We start from the raw sequence: 21,990 nt of genomic DNA, 5'->3' as shown, positions 1-21,990 counted from the left end.
ACCGCTAGCTTTTATCTGCCCGATTCCTTTCGGATAAGGACTCTGAAAACAGATAAACTCCGGCTATGGGAAGCAGATAATTCCTTCCGATAAATGAAGAAACAAAGCTTGCTTCTACCAGAGTAAATACACTAATAGAGATCACCATTATCATAGTGGCATAATCTCTCCTGTGGTACAAACGATAAATAAAGTAGACAATAACCAGCAAAATAAGTATAGCCGGTATTATCCCATACCAGTAAAACAGTCTTACCCAGCCCATGTCAAAGAAGGAATTACCGCTAAACTCATCTCCGAAGAGACTCCAGGTCTTAAGTGATCCCTTATGGGGCTTTGTATCATAATACAATGACTGAATTCGACCGGTAAGTATCTTATCCAGTTTATAATAAAAAGGATATTTCTTTTTTCTAGCGTACTTACTTATCCTGGCAGCCCACACTGAAAAAGCAACGCAGGCTCCTATCACAGCTATACCGAATCCGTACAAAAAAGCAGATTCCTGTAAAAACTTAATCTCATAAACTGCAAAAGCAAGTACAATCGTAAATACAGTAAGTGCCACACCGGTTCTTGAGCCTGTAAAGAAATACAGGATCACATTAAGTGCCAGCATGGCTACCATTATACCATTTCTCACCGCTCTTTTATAATCGCGGATCAGATAAACAAACAGTACTTCAATTGAGAAAACAACACTCATAAGAGTATTGGGATGTCCAAAGCCAAAGGTATATCTGACTTCGCTTCCGGCTTCTCTTCCAAAATCATCGATGAGCCTGATGTCACCTGCAAAGCCGGTAACCGACATAGCCACAATCAGCAGCGCACCTGCCGTTGTCATCACAAAAATATATCTGAGCATAGCCTTTAAGTCTACATCCTTGCAGGCTATTACAAATACCGAAAATCTGAGGAGATCATTATTCCCCGTTATCTTATAGCTGACCACGCTGATAGCACAGACAATAACAATAACTATCCACTGTTTAAGTGAGTACTTTGTAAGTAAAAGCGCGATTACCGAAAGCACAAAGCTTATCCTGAATATCTGCTTCGGGCTTGATAACGGAAGCACACTCCTCTCATAAACCATCAAAAGGAGCTCAATCGTAAGCGCTGCATATAAGGCTATATTACGTAGCTTTGTGATAAACGATCTTTCCATCAAGAGTTGTCTCCACGATCTTCTCATCCCTAACCTCATAGATCATGTCGCACTTTTCGATAGTGTTAAGTCTATGAGCGATGATGATCATCGTCTTCTTTCCATGGAAGCTGTTTATAGCCTCCATAACTGCTGCCTCAGTCTCGTTATCAAGAGCACTTGTAGCCTCATCAAATACCAGAATCTCAGGATTGTGATAAAGCGCTCTGGCGATTCCGATTCGCTGTCTCTGACCACCGGAAAGTCTCACTCCGCGGTCACCAATCTTAGTATCAAGTCCCTCGGGAAGGCTCTTAATGAAATCTGCAAGCTGTGCTTCCTCACACACCTGCCAGATTCTGGCCTCATCAATCTCATCAGCATCTATTCCAAATGCGATGTTGTCACGAATGGACTCATCTATCAGGTATATGCTCTGGGGAATGTATCCTATCTGAGCAAGCCATGACTCGTAATTGCTGAAAATATTCTGTCCATCACAGAGTATCTCACCACTCTTCGTGTGAAGAAGTCCAAGAAGTATATCAACTATAGTGGACTTACCTGCTCCTGAAGATCCCATGATTCCCACGGATTTGCCCTTGGGAACTGTCATATCTGCTCCGGTAAATATATTTTTATCAGCATCGGGATATGCGAAGGTTATTCCCTTAAGCTCAATCTTATCATTAAGCTGGAGTGCAGGTCCTGCGATAGCACTTCTCTCTGCAGCCATCTTTTTATCTGACTTCATGGACTCAGAGAGATTGTTATATACGAAGTTAAGCGCAGGCTCCTCATATGCGATCTCGGTAATATAGTTATTTATACGGTTTGCACTGGGGATAAGCCTTATAGCGGCCACAGCAAACGCTGCCAGATGCTCAACAAGAAGCTTCGTATCTCCGCCTCTTGATACGTACACGATTATAAATCCGAAAACGGCAGCCATGAAAACTGTCTCAATAAGGGATCTTGGTGAATTGTTGAGGACAGTATATCTGATATCAGTATCTGCTCCGATCTTACCGGATTCATAGTAATTTCTTATGAAGAAGTCCTCACGATTAAGGACCTTAACTTCCTTAAGTCCGTAAATAGCCTGGATTCTCCACTTGGCAATCCTTGAAGCGATGCTCTGGTTCTTTTTTCCTATATCATTCATGACAGGCTTAAGAACCTTAGTGATAAGTACCGTCATACCACCAAGAACAACGATCATCAAAAGCGCCATCTTCCAGTTGGTATAAACGAGATAAATTCCCAAAAACGTCGAAACCACAAGCTCTGTACAAAGATTTAAAAGAGCCAGCATAAGTGAAAAAGTTTTCGGTATATCGCCATCAGTTATTCTAAATACCGTAGGAATATCTGCCCCGAGATAATCCTCGTAGGGTCTGTTCAAAAACTCCCTCATTACGCGGGAAATCATATCATTACGGGTTTTGGATATAAAACTGTTCTGCACATATACCAAAATCAGAAGGTATATGTTTTTCACCACGTAAATGATAATAAGTGTAGCCAGAATCGCACATATCAGCTTGGCATTTGTATCAAGGCCCATAGCCTTCGGAAGCCCATTTATAACAGGGAGCTTTTCGATCTTACCGCGAACTGCATCAGGATCAGTGATAACTCCGACAACCGGAGCCAGCATTCCTACTCCCAGTGTCTCAAACAGACCACCGATGACGATCATGATTCCCAGGATCACCAGCATCCTTTTCTGCTTTTTATCAAAAATATAATTTATCTTGGAAAGGAGATTAAGACTCTCGGCCTTATTCTCCTTCGGATTACTTAAACTCATAAAACTTCCTTTATCAAATACGCGTCATACGCGCAGTATATATATCATCCATGGGCTTGTTGTTAAGCCACTTCTTCGGTACTATAACTGTCTTTTCCGGAGAATCATTCATCCAGGCACTCCACCAGCTGTAGCTTGAATTAGCCAGAATGTGATGCTTACAAAGGCTCATAAGGAGCATATCAACCGCATCCTCATTCTCTTCCTTTGTATCAACGATACGGAACTTTTTACCGGATACATTTTCCTCACACCATTCCTTATCGCTTGTAAACACATAAAAAATAGCGTCCGGATGCTCTTTTACCATAAGATCAATGGCTCTCTTATAGTAATCGGTATCACATATTCCTCCGAAGGTCTCCACTGTTCCGGGAAGAAGATAATCACCTCTTCTCACATGGATACTGACAGACTCTGTCTCACGAATATGTCTGTAGAGATCCCAGCTCTCTGCGGAGGTGAATACCTCCTCGGGCTTAAACGCAAACTCCTTGCGGAGCTGAGCTACTACCTCTTTATCAGGAAAATATTTATCGCTCTGGAAAAAGCCATTCAGATAAGCTTCCTCAAGCTCAAAGACCTTGGGATCAAATATACCTGTAAGCTCCTCATATTCCTTGGATTTTCTTCCAAAAATCTTTCTTCTGATCCTGCTGAAAAGATCAAGATAGGAATCTGTTATGTCCACAACCTCGGCATCTGTAGCCTTGTCGTAGGTGATTCCGAACATATCTTCAAGCACCGGATCTCTCTGCTCATCGTCGCGAAATCCGTAAACATCATCGATCTTAACTTCCTTCCCCAATGCCTTGAGCTGAAGATACAGGGCATACTGGAACATCTGGTTTCCAAGTCCGCCCATCATTCTAATTATTATCATACATCCCCCTGTAGTGATACTGCTTATCTTCTAATTTTAGAACATCTCTTATTTGAGATGAAAATGATCATACATCCAGCGGTGGTCCAAAAACTTCTGCATCCGCTTTTTCTCCTTAGGATCAGCAATCCTGCTGCCATATATCCTGTCAACGCTGTCGCGGCATTTCTCTATATAAGCCGTGATGTCCTCAAGATATTTGCTCTTATCCCCGGTCTTATCCAGCTTAGCCTCCGCATAAAAATCAAGGAGCCTTGTGTACATCAGGTAATCCTGAGTATCAGCCAGATCCTCCATTCCTATCTGCCTAAGGAACGCCTTAACCGAGTTGCAGGCAGGTATCCACTCTGAAAAGATGCAGAAAAACCCCTCCTGTGTGCCGATGCTGTCCTTTCTGTCTATTATATAATGATAAAGCGGCGTGTCAACGAACACGGCCTCTCCTGCATCATGCAGTATTTCTAATGTAAAACGCCTGTCCTCATAGAAGAGTATATTAGGAAAGCTCTTGCCCTCAAGGAGACTCTTGTGATAGAGCTTGTTCCACACCATACTCTTCACCTTAAGGTCTTCTGATTCCTCAACGCAGGCAGTGATAAGCTCTTTGGAATCTACCATCCTTATAGAGTTTGCACGCATATTTTCATTTAGAGGATGAAGCTCGACCGGCATATCCTCTGCATTCTCAAAATAATTGCAGATCGCGAGCTTTGCGCCTGATTCCAGAATCGCACTCATCATATATTCGTAGATATAATTCTCTACGTAGTCATCCCCATCAAGGAAAGCAAGGTACTCGCCCATAGCTTCTTCCATGGCGTAGTTCCTGGCGGTTCCGGGGCCCTGATTACTCTGATGAACAACACGGATTCTTGTATCCTGGGTCATATAGTAATCGCAGATAGCCCCTGTCCTGTCGCGGGAACCATCATCTATTATCAGAATATCCAGATTGGCATAGGTCTGCGCCATCACAGACTCTATACACCTGGACATGTACTTCTCTACGTTGTAGCAGGTGATCGCAACTGTGATCAGCGGCTGCTCTGAAACAGGTATTCCCTTAAAATAAAAATGAGAAATATCTCGCATAGGTTCTACTCTTTCTTAATCTATAAGGCTATTGTAATCAAAGTTATTAAGTAAATAACTCTCTTCTATAAAATAGCCATCGGCATTTTCCCTGGTAATTCTGTCTGATAGTTCAAACATATCAGTATTTTCATAGCCATTTTCATACTTGACTATAGTATCTATTATAAATTCATTTACCTTATAATCATAATGAGCCTGATCCCTGTATCTTGAAAGATCGGCGGTTATCTCAGTATGAGTGGTAAAGCTGTATATGTGTATATTATCACATTCCAGCATCTGTTCTATCGCTGCCTGCTTACAGGCAAGTATTTTATCAAGCTGCCCCTCCTCATAGAGGGCTCCCCAATATACCATCGAATAGGGCGGGAAGAAATACAAAAATGTTGTCTCCGGGTGCTTTCTTGCAAGAGATACCACATTCTGCTCGATGTTTCCCTCAAGCATTTTCTTCTCTTCATCTGACAATATCCATAATTCAAAGCTGTCGGGATCCACAAATTCCTTTTTGCCGTAGAGAACGTATTCCTTGCCGTATTTATTATCCCCATCGGTATAGCTGTACTCATCAAAGCTTGTATATCCCGGGTTCTTTCCCTGAAAATATGAGGTCAAAGCAGGAATCGCATACCTCAGAATAACATCCTTATTTAGTAAGTACTTCACATCATCAAATGGATCATCATTTGTAAGCCAGTAAGGATAATCTCCCATGTCATCCCTAAGCTCATCCTTATCCCTCATCAAAAGTGAATAATCAAGGGGTCTCAGCACATATTTGGGGTTATGACCACTATTGTAAGCTGCTATGAGATTATCGTTTATTTCCTTATAGGTAGCCCCTGAGTATGGAACCTTTATAGTTCTAAATCCAAGTCCTCCCTCAAACTGGCTAGCCTTGAAGTTCTCCGCCATGGAGGTCCCGGTTATTATAGCATCATAGTCGAAATTCCTTGTAATTCCGTCGTTCTGGGATCTCTGGTCATATAGCTTATAAAAAAGCTTTGGATTAGGCGCTCTGTAGTGAAAAAAAGGGTCCACAAAGAACACCAGCCCTGCTGCCAGAGCCAATGTAGCTATAACCAGTATTAAAATACTGTAGAACCATTTTTTTGAAGTCATTAATCCTCAGCCTTTTTAAAAATTGAAGTATAAAAATGTCGAGATCGAGCTCATAGACACGATACAGGTCACAAGTAACACCCATGTAAATACGAGCGAAGCAGCGCTGGTCCTGTATTTTCTCTCGTAATTATTCTTGCAGCAAAGGCAAACTGTCAGAGCTGCCACCATGGAGAGACTACAGCCTGTCATAAGCACATTTATATCAGCGCTTGGCATGTGAAGCAGTTGAAGCACATATCTGAATCTAGGGATCCTGAAGCCCTCCACGATCTCAGATCTCACATCGAGATTTAGAACGAAGAGGCGCTTTAAAATCTGAAGCCACTGTGCTACGCTGTCTGCCCTGAAAAGGAGCCACGCTACATTTATGAAAATAAATGTAACTATCCAGCTAAACACTTTTATAATTCCGCTTAAAAATACGCCCAGGGGAGCCTTTTTTGCACTGTCACAGAGCTTTACATATAAACCGTGTGTCAGCTTGTTTATGCACTGTCCTGCCCCGTGGAGCATTCCCCACAGAATAAAGGTCCAGTTGGCACCATGCCATATTCCGCTTACCAGAAATACTATAAAGGTATTTATATAGGTCCTGAGCTTCCCCTTTCTGTTACCACCAAGAGGAATATAGATATATGTAGTCAAAAACCTTGTTAAAGTCATGTGCCAGCGCTTCCAGAACTCCGCTACGGATATAGCCTTGTAAGGTGAATTGAAGTTCATGGGAATGTCAAAGTTAAACATAGCTCCAAGTCCTGTTGCCATGTCGCTGTAGCCGCTAAAGTCAAAATATATCTGGAAGGTGTAGGACAGCATCACTATGATTATCTCGGAAATAGTGAGCGCCCCCTCTCCCACTGGAACAAGCGCTGCCTGTGAAAAGCCGTAATCCACAGCTTTTCCGAACATATCAGCTATCAGCATCTTCTTTGCAAGACCGCGGGTGAACATCATAATTCCGCGGCACAGATTGTCAAAATTCACGCTGTGCTTTTTCTTATCCCTAAACTGAGGAATAAGCTCAGAGTGAAGAACTATAGGACCTGCTACAAGCTGAGGGAAATAAGACACGAAAAGCGCATACTCGAGGAAGGAATAATCTCCCGTCTCCCCTCTGTATGCATCAACAATAAAGGATATCTGCTGGAAGGTGAAAAAGCTTATTCCCAGCGGAAGTACTATGTGTCTTAAATTAAAATCCGTTCTGAATGCTGCGTTTATATTCTCTATAAAAAAGTCGTAATACTTAAAATAGAATATGAGACCTACATTAAACAGAATTCCCAGTATCAGATATGGCTTTCTCTTTGCAGCTTCGCCCTTATCAAAGCGCTGCATAGCCTTTGACAATATAAAATTAACCGCTATAGAGCTGCATATTATCAGCAGATAATAGGGATTAAAATACCCGTAAAACCAAAGGGACATGGCAAGAAGTGATGTTAAAGAGAGCTTCTTATGCCCCATTTTATGGAAGCCGAAGTAAAATATCAGCGATAGCGGCAAAAAGCACAATATAAAAATGTATGAGTTAAATTGCATCCGCTATCTCCTACATAAGTTCCTCGAAGTATTCTTTCCACTTTGCATTTACGCTGTCCGGGTTATACTCCTCCCTGACGCTGAGGGCTGCACCGCCCATCTTCCTTGCTATAGCAGGATCATCCGCCAGTCTTTCCAGGGCATGAAAAATGTTAGTCGCCATCTTCACATCAGAATCCATCGGAATAAGGATTCCGTTTCTACCGTTCTTAATAAGGTCTGCAGGACCACCACAGGGACAATCCGTTGATATGCAGCAAAGTCCAAGTGACATAGCCTCTATAAGAGCGTTGGGCATACCCTCCGTCTTGGAAGTAAGGACGAAAATCTCAGACTCGCATATTCTGTCAGCAATTCTGTCGACACTTCCCATAAACGTAACCTTACCGTCTGCTCCCTTACCTGTTTCATCAAGTATCTCGAGCTTACCGCAGAGCCTCTCTAATAGGTCTCTGGTAGGACCGTCGCCATAAATCATAAGCCTGTAATCAGCATGTTTTTTCACAAAATATGAAAAGGCATTTATTATGACCTTCTGATTTTTATTATCATCAAGCCTTCCAACCGATACGATAACCTTTTTCCTATCCTCAAAAGGCACCACATTATGAGCCATAAACTCTTCATTTATAGCATTTGGAAGAACCCTGCACTTATTTCTGATAAGAGGTCCGAAAAAGTCCATGGCACCGGTTGTCTGTACCACAACACCGGCCGCAGCGGGAAACAGCACCTTCACGGCTGCCTTTAATCCCAGGGTAGCGTACTCCTCAGATGGAGTTGCCCTTACTGACACAACCACAGGAATATCCAGCGATAACGCCGACTGCAGTGCCATAACATTATTTTTTCCAAGAAAAGACAGAATAATATCAGGTTTTAATCTCTCCCAGGCATTTGTAAGCTTTTCAATCCTTCTATGGAAGTTCTGCGCACGGTTTCCCTTCTCATAGGGCATAAGCGCCGTGAAAATTCTGCCTATTCCCATGGGCTCACCGCCCTTTAAATCCACATATCTTAGCTCTTCATCGGGGTTAAGCACCTTAACTGCGTTCTCATCGTCCTCGCTCTTAAGAACCTTCCAGGCAGCATGAGGAAGCTCATACTCATCGTCGGACAAATAGGTTGTAGCAAGCGTCACTTTGTAGCCTATACCGTAGAAATACTCAGCCAGATTGCACATGACACGCTCAGCCCCGCCCTTGTTGAGTGAGCCTATATACATAACTATATGCTTTTTCTTTATAGTTACCTTTTCTGCCATCTATACCTTTCATACCACTGCTGGAAGTTGAAAAAGCTCCAGGACAGCTTGGAATAATTAGCTCCGGTAGCAGGACCACCGTCACCTTTTTCCAGATAATTTCTGATAAATCGTGATGTATATTCCGCATCAAAAATGCCCTGATTTTTAAGGAAGTTCACATCGCTGTAATCTATAAGCTTGTCGCGAAGGGGTCCTCTAAGCCATGTATCGGTAGGACATCCAAAGCCCTTCTTAGGTCTGTCCAGAAGGTCCCTCGGAATATAATCATAAGCAATATCCTTCAGGATATGCTTTTTATCACCATCTGCAAACTTGAAATTATGAGGAATGGAGAAGCTATACTCCATAACCTCTGTATCCATTATAGGACATCTGCACTCAAGAGAGTACTTCATTGATGCTCTGTCCATTTTCACAAGAATATCTCCCGGAAGATAGGTATCCATATCAAGAAGCATACGCCTTATCTGCCAGTCTGCTACCTCGTAGGATGACTCGATAGGATACTTGCACGGAAAAAGTCCTGTCGGTCCAAAGGCTCCGCTCATGTACTGCTCGTAGGTAAGCCGCTCATCCATAGCCTCTTTTCCTGTGATAAATGCATGTGCAGAGAGTATATAGCTGGGTGATGAAAACTGAGTCTTGGTCTCCGGATCTCTGTTACCTGCAACTACCTGAACCCTGAAGGGAAGCTTATTAAGAAGCTTTTTGTCTCCCATAGGGATCTGACCAATTCCGTTTACGATTCCGCCTGCCATATCGAGCTTTTGAGCCTGCGCAACATTTTCATATATATTATATCCGCAGAAAAACTCATCTCCGCCATCACCAGAGAGCGCAACAGTCACCTTCTCCCTCGCAAGCTTGCACACAAGCATTGTGGGTATTTCCGACTCATCCGCAAAGGGCTCATCGTAATAATCCGGAATACTCTCTACCAGATCCAGCATCTCCGACTCATCGATATAGAGCTCCGTGTGGTCTGTGCCAAGGTGCTTGGCCACTCTCTTAGCAAACTCAGCCTCGTTATACTCAGGCACATTGAAGCCAATGCTGAAGGTCTTGACCGGAGAATCACTGTTCTCCTGGGCAAGAGCAGTTATAAGTGATGAATCATAACCACCTGATAAAAATGCTCCAAGAGGCACATCAGCTATCATTCTATCTGCAACAGACTTCTTGAGGCGACTCTTAAGCCCCTCCTTTGCTTCCTCGTAGGAGCTTATCTGGGAGGCTGATCTTTCCTTATAGGCCTTTTTAACATCCCAGTATTTTTTCTTAGTGAGCTTACCATTATTAAAAACGATCATCTGACCGGGCTCCACCTGCCAGACATTCTCAAAAATGCTCTCAGGAGCGTTAATGTACTGCTGATACAGATATCTGGGAATAATGGATTTCCTGATATCAGCATTAAAGCCGGGGCACTTCATAATGGGCTTAAGCTCTGATCCGAAAACTATATTTTCATCTTCAAGCCAGTAATAAAGCGGCTTTTTACCTATTCTGTCCCTTACAAGATAGATATCCTCTGTCTCTCTGTCATAGAGAGCTATAGCAAACATTCCGTGAATGTGGTCTGCAAAATCAGCTCCCCACTTTAAGTATCCTGCCAGGATAACCTCTGTATCACAGGTCGATTTAAAGGGATATCCCTTAAGCTCTTCCTTCAGTTCAAGGAAGTTATAAATCTCCCCATTAAAAACGACAGAAATCCTGCCATCCTCCGTAGACATGGGCTGGTGCCCAAGGGGCGAAAGATCCAGGATTGAAAGTCGTCTCTGTGCAAATCCTATGGTGTATCCGTTTTTCCCGGGATACAGCTCCACACCATTGTCATCAGGTCCTCTGTGGATCATGGTGTCATTCATTGCTCGCAGTTCATCTTCAGTTATTCTGTTTCTTGATATATATCCGCAGATTCCGCACATAGGCGTCTCCTTCTATTTTTTATTGCCTTCCCCTTGGGGGGAAGGTGTCAGCGAAGCTGACGGATGAGGGGAACTATTTACAGCAGACTCTCCAAATAATCCCTCCACTGCTCATAAACCGCCTCAGAATTCGCTATATCATACACCTTGGCAGCTTCCTGTCCAAAGCGCTTTGCCATGTCCTTATCCTCGATCAGGCGGCAAATCCTGTCAGCAAGCGCATTCGCATCCCCAACAGGTACCAGGAATCCGTTCTCGCCATCTCTGATGACAGTTCTCGGTCCTCCGGGAGGACAATCTGTAGAAACCACCGGCATTCCCATAGCCATGGCTTCCAGCAGCGAATTGGGAAATCCCTCATAATCAGAGCTGTAGGCATATACCTCGCCCTTGGGAATCTCCGCATCTATATGGTTGCAGGGTCCCATTAAAAACATGAAATCCTCTGCATGGTTATCAGCTATCTTCTTTTCCAGCTTTTCCTTGGTTCCATCCTCTGAGCCTCCACCATATATCCTAAGGACATAATCCGGGTGCTTCTCATGAACCTTCAAAAAGGCGTCGCAAAGCATAAGCTGGTTCTTGAAATCTACAAGTCTTGCATGGTGAACCACAGATTTTTCCTTGATCTCGGGATGAACAACTCTGTGATATTTCGCATTTATGGGATTCAGTATTATCCTTGAGTTGTCCTGCAGATAGGGCTTAAAGAACGCCTTCTGCTCCTCTGTCTGGAAAACACAGCCGGCAGCTCTGGGGAACAACCACTTTATCTGTATCTTATCTGAAAATGCATCATAATTACCAACAGGGTTTATTCTGACTGATATCACAGTTGGAGTGTTTGTGCTCTTTTGAGCCATAAGTGCTCTGTAATTTGCCCTGTGGGCAAAGGCCACAAGAACGTCAGGGCGGTTTTCCTCGAGAAACTCTCTTAGGTATTTAACTCTTAGAAGGAACTTTGTTACTCTTCCCTTTCTGTCGTCCTCATCACGAAGTCCCACATGAACCCTTTTGATGCGCGGATCCAGCGTGAACTCGTTGTCATCAAACCACTCTGTTGCAATATATACTTCATAACCTGCCTTGGCGAACTGATTGGCCAGATTGCTTACTACTCTCTCTGCGCCGCCCTGTCCCAGGCTGTTTAAATGAAAAGCGATTTTCTTCATAATTACCTAAATTCTAACATATATTTCACTGAACCTTTTCCAATATATCGAAAAGGTCCTCGGCATACTTACCGGGGTTGTAGGTAAGAGCCCTCTCATAGGCCTTCTCACCATAATGCTTCATCTTTTCCTCATCAGAGAGCATCTTAAGGATACCCTCCGCCAGCATCTTATCATCCTCAGTAATGTTGGAGGCGTCAAGATCCGTGTTCTGATTCATGTCGGGAACGATTATACCAAATTCTCCCTCTATTATCCTGTCTGTAGAAGCTCCATCCGGCTTTGCAGCGATAAGCTCCCCATATTCCTTCTCATTAAGAAGAATCTCTCTGGGACCTGTTTTACAGTCCGCTGCAACACAGGGCTTACCAAGTGCCATTGCTTCAAGTATCGCATTGGGGAATCCCTCATGGTTTGAGCTGAGCACATACATATCAGCAGCATTCACGAAAGGGAACGGATTCTTCTGAAGTCCCGGGAAGAACACCTTCTCAGCAACTCCAAGATCCTCAGCCAGCTTCCTTGGGCCACCAAAATCGCCTGTTCCCACTATCCAGAGTCTGGTATTTGGATATTTTCCAAGTACCATTGAAAAGGCCTTTATCAAATGCCAGAAGCCCTTGATGTAATCCTGTCTTCCGACAGATATCAGTGTAACGCAGTGTTCTGCACTATCCTCAACAAGCTTTCCGTTTCCGAACATATCGCTTGCGTTAAGAAGAGCTTCCTCTTCCTTCGCCTTCTCCCTAATCATCTCTGTATCAAGGGGATTATAGATATAGCTGCTCTTTTCATAATCATACTCTCTAAGAAGCTCTCTCATGATCTCCTTGGAGCAGGACAGTACCTGATCTGCCTTGTTACAAAAGAGACTGACTTCCCTTGTATTCTCCATGTCGGTTGAACAGCGAAGTCCTGTCAGAACCTTGGTCTTTGTTCCGGCCTTTGAAAGTACATTTACATAGTTGGCACTTGAGCCAAAGCTATAGGCTATATCCACATTGTGGGTCTTTTTATACTTTCTGACCTTGCTGACTCTTCGAAAAACATTGACTACCTTGCCAAGCTTACCGAATTTCCTTGTGGCAGGCACATCAATGTTCACCACATCAAGTCCCGATATGTCATAGTTTATGTCCTTATCGGAAAAGATGAGTATAGTCACTTTATAATATTTTTCCATCAGCCTTGCTGTTGCCACGCAGACTCTCTCGAATCCGCCCTGGTGCAGCATCGGCACGATAAGTAAAAGATGTTTCATTAAAATTTTCCTGTTTCTATATAGAAGTCATTTAGAACTTCCCTGTAAGATAAAAGCTTTGCAGCCTCTGAGCCTGAGTTCTGACATCAAAACCGGCTTTCCTGATCATTTCTATTACCGGCTCTGAAGATGCCTCTCTGTCACCGATAGGAAGAGTCACCTCTTCTCCTTCTGCAGTCTCCTCATAATCCCTTAGCATGAGATCATTAAGTATTTTTCTTGCCCACACAGCCGGCGGCTCTTCAATACTCATTCTGCTTACAAGAGGTGTGATATCCACTTCAGGTGTTATGGAATCGGAAACAAGGCACTGCAGACCTGCTGCCTGAGCCTCCACAACTGTTCCCGGAAGTCCCTCGTATCTCGAAGGGAAAAGGAAGTAATCCATGGCCTGATAATACTCGTTGGCATTACTCTTATTTCCACAGAACACCACATACTTTTCAATATGAAGGTCAGCTGCGAGCTGCTTCATGGTATCCATAAGAGGTCCCTCGCCAAGCATCAGAAGCCTTATCCTCATTCCGTGAAGCATGCTGAAGGAATTGGCATCATCATGGCTTAATATCCTTAAGAACTCTGCAAAGGTCTTAAGAAGATACTCGTGGTTCTTGGCATAGTGGAATCTTCCAACATGACCGATTATGATGGCATTTGATAAGCCCAGCTCTCTTCTTACCTTATCTCTTATTTCCTGATTGTATACGAATCTTCTGAGGTCGATGGCATTGGGTATGATCCTTACCAGTCCCTCATCCGTAAGTGTGTCTCCAAATACTGATCTTGCAGCATTCTCGGTACATGCGAATCTGAGATCGCAGGTATCTGTCTTAGCCAGAGGAGCTCTGATTATTCTTGTCACCACGCCCTTTATTCCAGGATCAACTCCTGCGCTTCTTGCATGGGCTATTGTGGTGCCGATACCACAGCTCTTTGCAATCGGAAGATACATGGCTGCTGTGCTGGTCATATGCCCCTGCACCATTTTCCATTCTCCCCTGTGCTGCATAAAAAACATTCTTACAGCATTTTTATAATCTCTTGCATTTGTTCCATGGAACCTCGGAAGTGCGTAGATATTGCCACCAAGCTTTTTCACAGTCGCATCAAAATAATCCGGCTCTCTTACCTGCATAAGTTCATCAGAGGTCGGACATTTTTTACCTGTGGGCTCTGCATCTGCATGCACCAAAAAATCGAACTGCACACGTTCCCTGTCGATATGTCTGTACAGGTCCATGATGCGGCTCTCAGCGCCTCCAAGGCCAAGTGTTCCAAATACATGCAATATTCTAATAGGTTCTGCCATTGTTACCACCTTTTATGCACGGCGATATATTTAAAGCGTGCCATGAGATATTCCTTTATACCCTGTAAACCAGAAGCCTCCACCGGATCCTGGGAGAGCCATTCATCCCAGCTCACAACCTTTCCGGAATCGAATACCTTCTCATAGAACGCAAAATCATCCCCATTTAATGTGTTAGTATGAACAACAAAAGTAGTGTAGCCCTCACTTTCATCCTTGAGGACTGCATCCTTTTTAAAGGAAATAGGATAGAAGGTCATATCAAATCTGCGATAGGCCCTTTTACCAAATCCGTCTGTAATACGCCTGAATCCATTCTCTGCCAAAGCCGTCATGGTGTTTCTATCATAGCTGTGACTTGGAGCCATGAAAAAGTCTGTGGCAATTCCATGGGTCCCCAGAATCTTCTTACCCTCAGCAATCATTGCTATCTGCTTCTCAAGATCAATCCCTGCAAACTCAGACTGCTTGTTGAGCGGGAGCATACCTCCCTTGTTGGTCGTATAGACATGATGAAGACCATGCATAGCGATTATCCAGCCCTCACTCTGAAGGTTCCTTACAAGATGCCAGAAGGGATAGTCCTTTTCCTTTATCTTGTCATCAGGGTCAGTAGCTCTGTTTCTGCTGACAGGCGCATCCTCTTCCTCATCGGTCTCACGCTTTTCAAGCTTGGGATCCATATTTTCCGGAACAACGCCAATAAGAGGCCTTATATGATTTTCATCTAAAAGCCTCTTAAACCTTCTGAATTTACCCATGTCCATTCCCGGAGAAATGTCATCAAGTCTAATTACAATCTTCATACAACAACGCCGCCACTTTGTCGGTGGCGGCATATCCCCCTAGTGTTTTCTTTGTAATTATATTATTCGCTTTTTAATCAGAGTCTCCAGTAGCTGAACTCTGAAGCATCAAAACTGTTCTTGTCATAGATCCCCTTAACATCAAGGAAGACTCTTCTCTTGTGTGCAGGGTTGTACCACTTCTTGATATCCTCTGTTGTGATGTCAAGGAACTCCTCATGTGCAACTGCCATGATAACTGCATCCATATCCTTAACTGCATCCATGTTATCAAAGGTAATGCCATAGAGTCTCTTAGCTTCTGCGCTGTCTGCCTCGGGATCAACCACAACGGGATCGATACCGTACTCCTTAAGCTCGTTGTAGATATCGATTACCTTGGTGTTACGTGTATCAGGGCAGTTCTCCTTGAAGGTAAAGCCAAGGATTGCTACTCTTGCATTTTTAACGTTAAGATCCTGAGCAATAAGGTTCTTTACGCAGCTCTCTGCGATGTACTTACCCATATCATCGTTGATACGACGTCCTGAGAGAATGATCTGGCTGTGATAGCCAAGCTCCTCAGCCTTATAAGTAAGGTAATAAGGATCAACACCGATACAGTGACCACCAACAAGGCCGGGTCTGAAGTTGAGGAAGTTCCACTTTGTTCCTGCTGCCTCAAGTACGCTCTTTGTATCAATTCCCATCTTGTGGAAGATCATTGAAAGCTCGTTCATGAAAGCGATGTTGATATCTCTCTGGCTGTTCTCGATAACCTTAGCAGCCTCTGCAACCTTGATGCTGTCTGCCTCGTGAACACCTGCCAGGGCTACAAGCTTATATACGTTTGCAACCTCTTCCAGGGTCTCCTTATCCATGCCGGATACGATTTTCACGATAGTCTCAAGTCTGTGTACCTTGTCACCGGGGTTGATACGCTCGGGTGAATAACCAACCTTGAAATCAACTCCGCACTTAAGTCCTGATTCCTTCTCAAGGATCGGAACACATATATCCTCAGTTACTCCGGGATAAACAGTTGACTCATAAACAACTATTGAACCCTTTGTAAGGTATTTTCCAAGAGTTCTGCTGGCACTCTCTACAGGTGTAAGATCAGGTGTATGATCGTCATTTACAGGTGTAGGAACCGCAACGATGTGAAATCTGCACTCCTTAAGCTTCTCGGGATAAGCAGTAAACTCAACCGCAGTCTCCTTAATGGCTGCATCTCCAACCTCTCTTGTGGGGTCGATTCCATTCTTATAAAGCTCTACCTTTTCAGCATTAAAATCGTAGCCGACAACCTTAATCTTCTTAGCAAAGGCTACCGCAATAGGCATACCTACATAACCAAGTCCAACTAATGAAAGCTTTTCTTCTCCTGAAAGGAGCTTCTCATATAAACTCATTTTTTATAAACCTCTTTTTTATTATTAGTTCATCCACCACATTGGTGTAAGATAAGCTCAAGACAGCTGCCCCGAACACTACTATTATCTTACTTTAAGCGAATTTTCTCAAGTTCTTCTTTATATGCATTGATTACGAGTTGTCTGTCGAAGTGTTTTTCCATATACTCACGTCCCTTACGTCCCATTTTAGAACGTTTCTCTTCAGCCAAGACTAACATCTTTTTTATGGAATCAACAAGAGAACTGGTACTCTTTGGCTCAAATGTATATCCTGTCACATCCGGTTCTATCGCTTCTATGCATCCATGTATATTCGAGCAAAGAATTGGTCTGCCGCAAGCTGCTGCCTCAAGGAGGACATTTGACATGCCTTCATGGTATGAAGGATGAACTACTACATGACATTTTGCAAATACCGGGTCAACGCTGTCGAGGTGCCCATAGTATTTGAGCTTACCTTCTTTTTCAAGCTCCATGATCATGGGCTCATATTTTGCTCTCTCATCCTCTTCGTACTCGCCCACAAGATCAAAATATACGTTATTATATTCAGAAGTTATCGTCTTTGCAGTCTCCAGATATTCCTCTATTCCCTTATCACGCATCATCCTTATCACTGCAAGAAAATGTATTCCTTCCGCTTCGCTTGGATATTTATGAAAAGCGTGCTCTGTAAGGTTAACTCCGGATCCCGGAAGCAGGCCGCTGTTCTTTACTGCAATGCCTCTATCCTGCATGAATTTGCGATTTCTTTCATTCTGAAAGAATACTCTCTGAGCCTTGCTGGTGGAGACCTTGTATAGCTGCAAGAGCACCTTGCTCATCATGCCGCCGTTTTCAATAGCCATACCAAGTCCCGTAATGTTGCAGATATACGGAACCTTAGAAAGTCTGCAGGCCAAAGCTCCGTAGATATTGGGCTTAATGGTATAGCACAGTGCCACATCCGGCTTTTCTGTTTTAAGTATTTGCCTGTAAAACCCAAAAAGTCCGTAGTCCCTGGCAGGATTCATTCCGTGGCGTTCCAGCGGAGTCTCAATAATTTTTGTACAGTAATCCTTAAGCTTTACGCAGTTTTCATCTGGCGGAACGGATATCAGAACCTCATGCCCCGCATCCAGAAAGGATTTAAGCAGCTCCTTCCTGAAAAGAAACAGGCCGTTTGCATAATTGGCCATTATCAAAATTCGCATTAGTTATACCTTCTTCATACGTCCTTCAAGATCTGCAAGCTTCTCAATTACGACACTGTCGTACATAAGCATGCAGACATCCTCTTCATACTCTCCGATAATGGGAGTATTTGCCTTTTTCTCCACAACGTTTATATAGATAAGCTTAGGGAAATCAACTCCTGCGCCATACGCATGAAGATATGCACCACCGAATCTGGGATTGATCTCTGATAAGTAGTACTGACCATCCTTGAAGAAAAGGTCCATATCAAGAGGTCCGTTGAATTTGAAGTGCTTCATTGCATTTTTCACGAAATCGAAAAGTGCCTCATCCTTGAAGGATATTGTCTTGTTAGCGCCTCCGATCGTGGTTGATATCTTCTTCTTGGAGAAAATGGCTACAGGCTCATGTGTAAAGGTATCAACATACACATCTGCGTCCATGTCCTTACCATCCATGAATTCCTGAATGATAAGTGAAGAATCTCTTGCTGTAAGCTCCTCAAGAAGCTCAAGGCTCTCAACCTTCCTTGCTCCAACGCTGCCGCTTCCTGTTCTTGGCTTTACGAAAACAGGGAACTTGATCTCGTTTCTATCATAGCTCTCCTTGAAATCAGCAAAGGTTCCAAAGGTCAGAACTGTGGGCACACCCTTTTCCTTAAGATATTTGAACATCTCATACTTATCAAAGCAAAGATCTGCTGTCTCCTTATAAGGAGCAAGAACCTCTACCCCAAGGGCATCAAACTCAGCTCTGTGGTCTGCAAGAATTGAAATCTCAGGATCGATAAGTGTTGTGATCGCATCGATTTTCTCTGCCTTACAGATCTCAAGAATTGTAGGGATATATGTGATGTCATTTATAAGTGGAACTCCGTAAACAACGTCCGCAAAAGCAGGTGCCGGCGCATAAGGGCTGTTGTCGGTAACAACAATCTTAATATCATCGCCCAGTGTCTGTCTGAAATCCTTTAAAAGCTCGCAGCGTCTTCCAACGCTAGTAAACAAAATGTTCATTATATGTATTACTCCTCTCGTTTCTCCGGTGTGCCTGTAAATGCCTCCATAGTGGCATCCGTTGCGCTGTTTACATCATTGTGCCTGAGCACAACAGCAACCGTCATGAAAACTATCTTTAAATCCATTAAAAAGGAAAGATGATCAACGTAGTAAATATCCTTTTCAAAGCGGTCCTCCCAGCTAAGAAGGTTTCTTCCGTTGACCTGCGCCCATCCGGTGAGTCCCGGCCTTACCTCGTGTCTTCTCTTCTGCTCCGCATTATATAAAGGAAGATATTTTACCAAAAGAGGTCTTGGTCCTACAAAGCTCATGTCTCCCTTTAAAATGTTGATAAATTCCGGAAGCTCATCAAGGCTTGTGGCACGGAGCTTTTTACCAAAGGCAGGAAGTCTGTCCTCGTCGGGAAGAAGATTCCCCTCTGCATCCCTTTTATCCGTCATGGTCCTGAATTTATAAAGGTCAAAAACCTTTTCATCCTTACCGGGTCTGGGCTGTCTGAATATCACAGGGCTTCCAAGCTTAACCCTCACCAGAACCGCAAGTATAAGATATAACCAGCTAAGACAGATAAGCACTGTCAAAGAAAGAACTATATCTATAAGTCTCTTGAAAAAAAACTCATATATTCCTCGCTTTTTTCTTACATAATTATTGTTTTCCATGTTTCAATCTCCATTCCAATATTGTATTATAACCTATAGAAATGTTATTTCAAATTTTTAGTTTTGCAGGGAGCTTTAATTAATGAAGTTAGATTTCAAACGTGGCAGCATCAGGCTTTTAGTAGTTCTTTTAGCTGCTTTTTTGATGGCCTTAAATATCCAGATATTTGTCAATGCAGGCGGCCTTTACCCCGGCGGAGCTCAGGGTCTTACTATTATCATTCAGCGTATCGCCCTGAAATTCTTTTCATTAAAAATCCCATACACGCCCATAAATGTTATTCTGAACATAATACCCATCTATATCGGTTTTCGTTATATAGGTAAAAAATTCACTATATATTCAATGATCATGGTTCTTTGTAACGGTTTCTTTATCGACCTTTTACCCGACCTTTCCATAACCGATGATCCGCTTCTTATCGCGATTTTCGGCGGAATCTTTGCAGGTGTATCCTTATCTATATGCCTTATGGTCGATGCCACCAGTGGAGGAACCGACTTTATATCAATTTTCTTGTCACAAAGAAAAGGAATTGATGCTTTCCCCATTATACTGGCAGTAAACTGTGTAATCCTTACGGTTGCAGGTCTTTTATTCGGTTGGGACAAGGCTCTGTACTCCATCATTTTCCAGTATGTATCAACGCAGGTTCTTCACATTATGTACAGGACGTATCAGCAGCAAACGCTTTTCATCATCACCGACAAGCCTGCTGAGGTCTGCGAAGTCATCTATAGAGTAAGTAACCATGGTGCTACTCTGATGCACGGCGAGGGCTCCTTTGAACACAACAACAAAATGGTCGTTTACTCCGTGGTAAGTGCCTCTGACACAAGAAAGCTCATACCTGCCATTAAGGAATTAGACGAACATGCATTTATAAATTCAATCCGTACTGACAGAGTTCAGGGAAACTTCTACTTAAAGCCCAGAGATTAATGGGCTTTTTTATTTGCTGTTTTTCATGATGCATCATACATTTTTAATTCACACTAAAGAATATGGAATAAAGACCGAAATATATGGTGAGCTGATATGGCGGAGCCATTTTAGTCTCAATTTTGACCGGGCAGACCCAGAACAGGGTTAGGCCTGGTTTTTTCGTTTTAAAGACGTAGCTGGCGCGCGGGGACTTCGAAGCCGAAGTCCTATGCTACATTTTTTCATCAGGCACGGAAGCCGCAAGTCACAGCTTGGAGGGTTTGCTTATGAGAATTGCGGGCAGCACAGTTAACCTTGTTTCAGAAAGGAGGTATCAGGAAACCTTCAGCATCTCTCACGAAAAGAGTGTATTTGCTTCAATTATGGGAACGGAAGCTCCCAATTTTAAGAAGGCACTGGGTCTTAAAAAGAGCAAAGATGATGAAGATAAGAAAAATCAGGATGTGCAGGATATTGATAACAAAAAGGAAAAGACATTATTTACCAACTACAATGCCGATGGAGAATTCGCTGTTCAGGAAAATATGCCCCTCCTGAACAAAGTATCCGAAATCGAAAACATTCGTATGCAGATAATGGAAAGAATCCTAAATATCATGCAGATTCTATACGGAAATACCAGAGGGGCCGGCAAGATGCGAATGCAGGAATATATGCGCAGCCTGAGCACGCAGATGAATCAGGGCTCCTATCAGTGGATGTCGGTTTCAACAACGACATATATTCACACAGAGGTCGAGCAAACAGCTTTTCAGGCTCAGGGAATTGCCAAAACCGATGATGGCAGAGAGATTAACTTCGGAGTAAACATAAACATGACAAGGCAGTTCACTGAAGCTATCGGCGTTATGAACATCAGTCCCGTTCAGCTTATTGATCCCCTCGTTATAAACGTAGGCTCAGGAGTAACCGAGATATCCGATCAGACCTTCTCCTTCGACCTGGATGCAGATGGTACTGAGGAAGAGGTCAAGAATATTGCCCCCGGAAGCGGTTTTCTAGCCTATGACAGGAACGGAGACGGAATAATAAATGACGGGTCTGAGCTCTTTGGCACAAGAAGCGGCAACGGCTTTGCCGACCTTGCTGAGCTAAACAGTGATAACAACGACTGGATTGATGAAAATGATGATATCTATGAAAAGCTCAGGGTATGGTGCCGAGGCGAGGATGGAAAGGATACTCTGATGACATTAAAGGAAGCCGATGTAGGTGCTATTTACCTTGGTCATGCTGACACCAGGTTTACCTCGCAGGGCTCTGATTTTATGGTCAATGCCCAATTTAAATCCAGCGGTATATTCCTCCGTGAGTCCACCGGAGAAGCAGGATCTGTTCATCAGATTGACCTTGCAAAAATGGCTTGATATTTTTAATAAGTTTCCTCAAATAATCAGGACGTCCATAAACCGGGCGTCCTGATCGTCATATACAAT

At 43.3% G+C, this 21,990-nt stretch carries 18 protein-coding genes; 2 read left to right on the top strand and 16 right to left on the bottom strand.

Going from position 1 to position 21,990, the window contains the following annotated elements; all coding sequences use genetic code 11:
- Positions 1-4: 4 nt before the first annotated feature.
- The 16 genes from G587_RS0107485 to G587_RS0107410 all read right to left on the bottom strand — a co-directional run bounded on the left by G587_RS0107485 (position 5) and on the right by G587_RS0107410 (position 19,608).
- Positions 5-1,171 carry a hypothetical protein gene (locus tag G587_RS0107485; protein ID WP_026491743.1) on the bottom strand — a complete coding sequence of 389 codons (1,167 nt, stop codon included), beginning with the start codon at positions 1,169-1,171 and terminating at the stop codon, positions 5-7.
- On the bottom strand, positions 1,140-2,963 hold the full coding sequence (locus G587_RS0107480) for an ABC transporter ATP-binding protein (protein ID WP_026491742.1): 1,824 nt from the start codon (positions 2,961-2,963) through the stop codon (positions 1,140-1,142). Before G587_RS0107480 ends, G587_RS0107485 begins: the two co-directional genes overlap by 32 nt.
- A 13-nt stretch (positions 2,964-2,976) precedes the next feature.
- Positions 2,977-3,846 carry an alpha-1,2-fucosyltransferase gene (locus tag G587_RS0107475; RefSeq protein WP_051200875.1) on the bottom strand — a complete coding sequence of 290 codons (870 nt, stop codon included), beginning with the start codon at positions 3,844-3,846 and terminating at the stop codon, positions 2,977-2,979.
- A gap of 48 nt (positions 3,847-3,894) precedes the next feature.
- Positions 3,895-4,938 (bottom strand): glycosyltransferase family 2 protein, encoded by a 1,044-nt coding sequence (locus G587_RS0107470; RefSeq protein WP_026491740.1) that lies wholly within the window; start codon positions 4,936-4,938, stop codon positions 3,895-3,897.
- A 15-nt stretch (positions 4,939-4,953) separates the two neighbouring features.
- Positions 4,954-6,063 carry a hypothetical protein gene (locus G587_RS21780; protein ID WP_051200874.1) on the bottom strand — a complete coding sequence of 370 codons (1,110 nt, stop codon included), beginning with the start codon at positions 6,061-6,063 and terminating at the stop codon, positions 4,954-4,956.
- Positions 6,064-6,078: 15 nt separating this feature from the next.
- The gene (locus tag G587_RS0107460) at positions 6,079-7,533 is read right to left on the bottom strand and encodes an MBOAT family O-acyltransferase (RefSeq protein ID WP_242830049.1); all 1,455 of its coding nucleotides are present in this window, start codon (positions 7,531-7,533) and stop codon (positions 6,079-6,081) included.
- A gap of 85 nt (positions 7,534-7,618) precedes the next feature.
- Positions 7,619-8,872 (bottom strand): glycosyltransferase, encoded by a 1,254-nt coding sequence (locus G587_RS0107455; RefSeq protein ID WP_035786059.1) that lies wholly within the window; start codon positions 8,870-8,872, stop codon positions 7,619-7,621.
- On the bottom strand, positions 8,857-10,806 hold the full coding sequence (asnB, locus tag G587_RS0107450) for an asparagine synthase (glutamine-hydrolyzing) (RefSeq protein WP_026491737.1): 1,950 nt from the start codon (positions 10,804-10,806) through the stop codon (positions 8,857-8,859). Before asnB ends, G587_RS0107455 begins: the two co-directional genes overlap by 16 nt.
- 77 nt (positions 10,807-10,883) lie before the next feature.
- Positions 10,884-11,978, bottom strand: a complete 1,095-nt coding sequence (locus G587_RS0107445) for a glycosyltransferase family 4 protein (RefSeq protein ID WP_035786057.1) — start codon at positions 11,976-11,978, stop codon at positions 10,884-10,886.
- 25 nt (positions 11,979-12,003) lie between these two features.
- The gene (locus G587_RS0107440) at positions 12,004-13,239 is read right to left on the bottom strand and encodes a glycosyltransferase (protein WP_035786056.1); all 1,236 of its coding nucleotides are present in this window, start codon (positions 13,237-13,239) and stop codon (positions 12,004-12,006) included.
- 31 nt (positions 13,240-13,270) lie between these two features.
- Complete coding sequence (locus G587_RS0107435; RefSeq protein ID WP_026491734.1) at positions 13,271-14,548, bottom strand: glycosyltransferase; 1,278 nt, start codon at positions 14,546-14,548, stop codon at positions 13,271-13,273.
- A gap of 2 nt (positions 14,549-14,550) precedes the next feature.
- Complete coding sequence (locus tag G587_RS0107430) at positions 14,551-15,354, bottom strand: DUF2334 domain-containing protein (protein WP_026491733.1); 804 nt, start codon at positions 15,352-15,354, stop codon at positions 14,551-14,553.
- 77 nt (positions 15,355-15,431) lie between these two features.
- Entirely contained in the window at positions 15,432-16,748 is a 1,317-nt protein-coding gene (locus tag G587_RS0107425; RefSeq protein ID WP_026491732.1) for a nucleotide sugar dehydrogenase, read from the bottom strand.
- An 89-nt stretch (positions 16,749-16,837) separates the two neighbouring features.
- Positions 16,838-17,944 (bottom strand): glycosyltransferase family 4 protein, encoded by a 1,107-nt coding sequence (locus tag G587_RS0107420; protein WP_026491731.1) that lies wholly within the window; start codon positions 17,942-17,944, stop codon positions 16,838-16,840.
- Between the two features lie 3 nt (positions 17,945-17,947).
- Positions 17,948-18,943 (bottom strand): ATP-grasp domain-containing protein, encoded by a 996-nt coding sequence (locus tag G587_RS0107415; RefSeq protein ID WP_196812534.1) that lies wholly within the window; start codon positions 18,941-18,943, stop codon positions 17,948-17,950.
- Positions 18,944-18,951: 8 nt separating this feature from the next.
- Complete coding sequence (locus tag G587_RS0107410) at positions 18,952-19,608, bottom strand: sugar transferase (protein ID WP_196812533.1); 657 nt, start codon at positions 19,606-19,608, stop codon at positions 18,952-18,954.
- An 82-nt stretch (positions 19,609-19,690) separates the two neighbouring features.
- On the opposite strand from G587_RS0107410, the gene G587_RS0107405 reads away from it, so the two are divergent.
- Positions 19,691-20,551 (top strand): YitT family protein, encoded by an 861-nt coding sequence (locus G587_RS0107405; RefSeq protein ID WP_026491728.1) that lies wholly within the window; start codon positions 19,691-19,693, stop codon positions 20,549-20,551.
- A gap of 269 nt (positions 20,552-20,820) precedes the next feature.
- Positions 20,821-21,921 (top strand): hypothetical protein, encoded by a 1,101-nt coding sequence (locus G587_RS24280; protein ID WP_051200873.1) that lies wholly within the window; start codon positions 20,821-20,823, stop codon positions 21,919-21,921.
- The last annotated feature ends 69 nt before the right edge of the window (positions 21,922-21,990 follow it).

Source organism: Butyrivibrio sp. XPD2002 (assembly GCF_000423945.1).
In the GTDB taxonomy this organism is placed as follows: domain Bacteria; phylum Bacillota; class Clostridia; order Lachnospirales; family Lachnospiraceae; genus Butyrivibrio.
Note: the sequence above shows the minus strand (reverse complement) of the source record. Positions and strands in the feature narration are given on the sequence as shown.

Coding starts and splice junctions, on each gene's coding strand:
- G587_RS0107485 (WP_026491743.1), bottom strand. CDS start 1,171: ATGGAAAGATCGTTTATCACAAAGCTACGTAATATAGCCTTATATGCA.
- G587_RS0107480 (WP_026491742.1), bottom strand. CDS start 2,963: ATGAGTTTAAGTAATCCGAAGGAGAATAAGGCCGAGAGTCTTAATCTC.
- G587_RS0107475 (WP_051200875.1), bottom strand. CDS start 3,846: ATGATAATAATTAGAATGATGGGCGGACTTGGAAACCAGATGTTCCAG.
- G587_RS0107470 (WP_026491740.1), bottom strand. CDS start 4,938: ATGCGAGATATTTCTCATTTTTATTTTAAGGGAATACCTGTTTCAGAG.
- G587_RS21780 (WP_051200874.1), bottom strand. CDS start 6,063: ATGACTTCAAAAAAATGGTTCTACAGTATTTTAATACTGGTTATAGCT.
- G587_RS0107460 (WP_242830049.1), bottom strand. CDS start 7,533: ATGGGGCATAAGAAGCTCTCTTTAACATCACTTCTTGCCATGTCCCTT.
- G587_RS0107455 (WP_035786059.1), bottom strand. CDS start 8,872: ATGGCAGAAAAGGTAACTATAAAGAAAAAGCATATAGTTATGTATATA.
- asnB (WP_026491737.1), bottom strand. CDS start 10,806: ATGTGCGGAATCTGCGGATATATATCAAGAAACAGAATAACTGAAGAT.
- G587_RS0107445 (WP_035786057.1), bottom strand. CDS start 11,978: ATGAAGAAAATCGCTTTTCATTTAAACAGCCTGGGACAGGGCGGCGCA.
- G587_RS0107440 (WP_035786056.1), bottom strand. CDS start 13,239: ATGAAACATCTTTTACTTATCGTGCCGATGCTGCACCAGGGCGGATTC.
- G587_RS0107435 (WP_026491734.1), bottom strand. CDS start 14,548: ATGGCAGAACCTATTAGAATATTGCATGTATTTGGAACACTTGGCCTT.
- G587_RS0107430 (WP_026491733.1), bottom strand. CDS start 15,354: ATGAAGATTGTAATTAGACTTGATGACATTTCTCCGGGAATGGACATG.
- G587_RS0107425 (WP_026491732.1), bottom strand. CDS start 16,748: ATGAGTTTATATGAGAAGCTCCTTTCAGGAGAAGAAAAGCTTTCATTA.
- G587_RS0107420 (WP_026491731.1), bottom strand. CDS start 17,944: ATGCGAATTTTGATAATGGCCAATTATGCAAACGGCCTGTTTCTTTTC.
- G587_RS0107415 (WP_196812534.1), bottom strand. CDS start 18,943: ATGAACATTTTGTTTACTAGCGTTGGAAGACGCTGCGAGCTTTTAAAG.
- G587_RS0107410 (WP_196812533.1), bottom strand. CDS start 19,608: ATGGAAAACAATAATTATGTAAGAAAAAAGCGAGGAATATATGAGTTT.
- G587_RS0107405 (WP_026491728.1), top strand. CDS start 19,691: ATGAAGTTAGATTTCAAACGTGGCAGCATCAGGCTTTTAGTAGTTCTT.
- G587_RS24280 (WP_051200873.1), top strand. CDS start 20,821: ATGAGAATTGCGGGCAGCACAGTTAACCTTGTTTCAGAAAGGAGGTAT.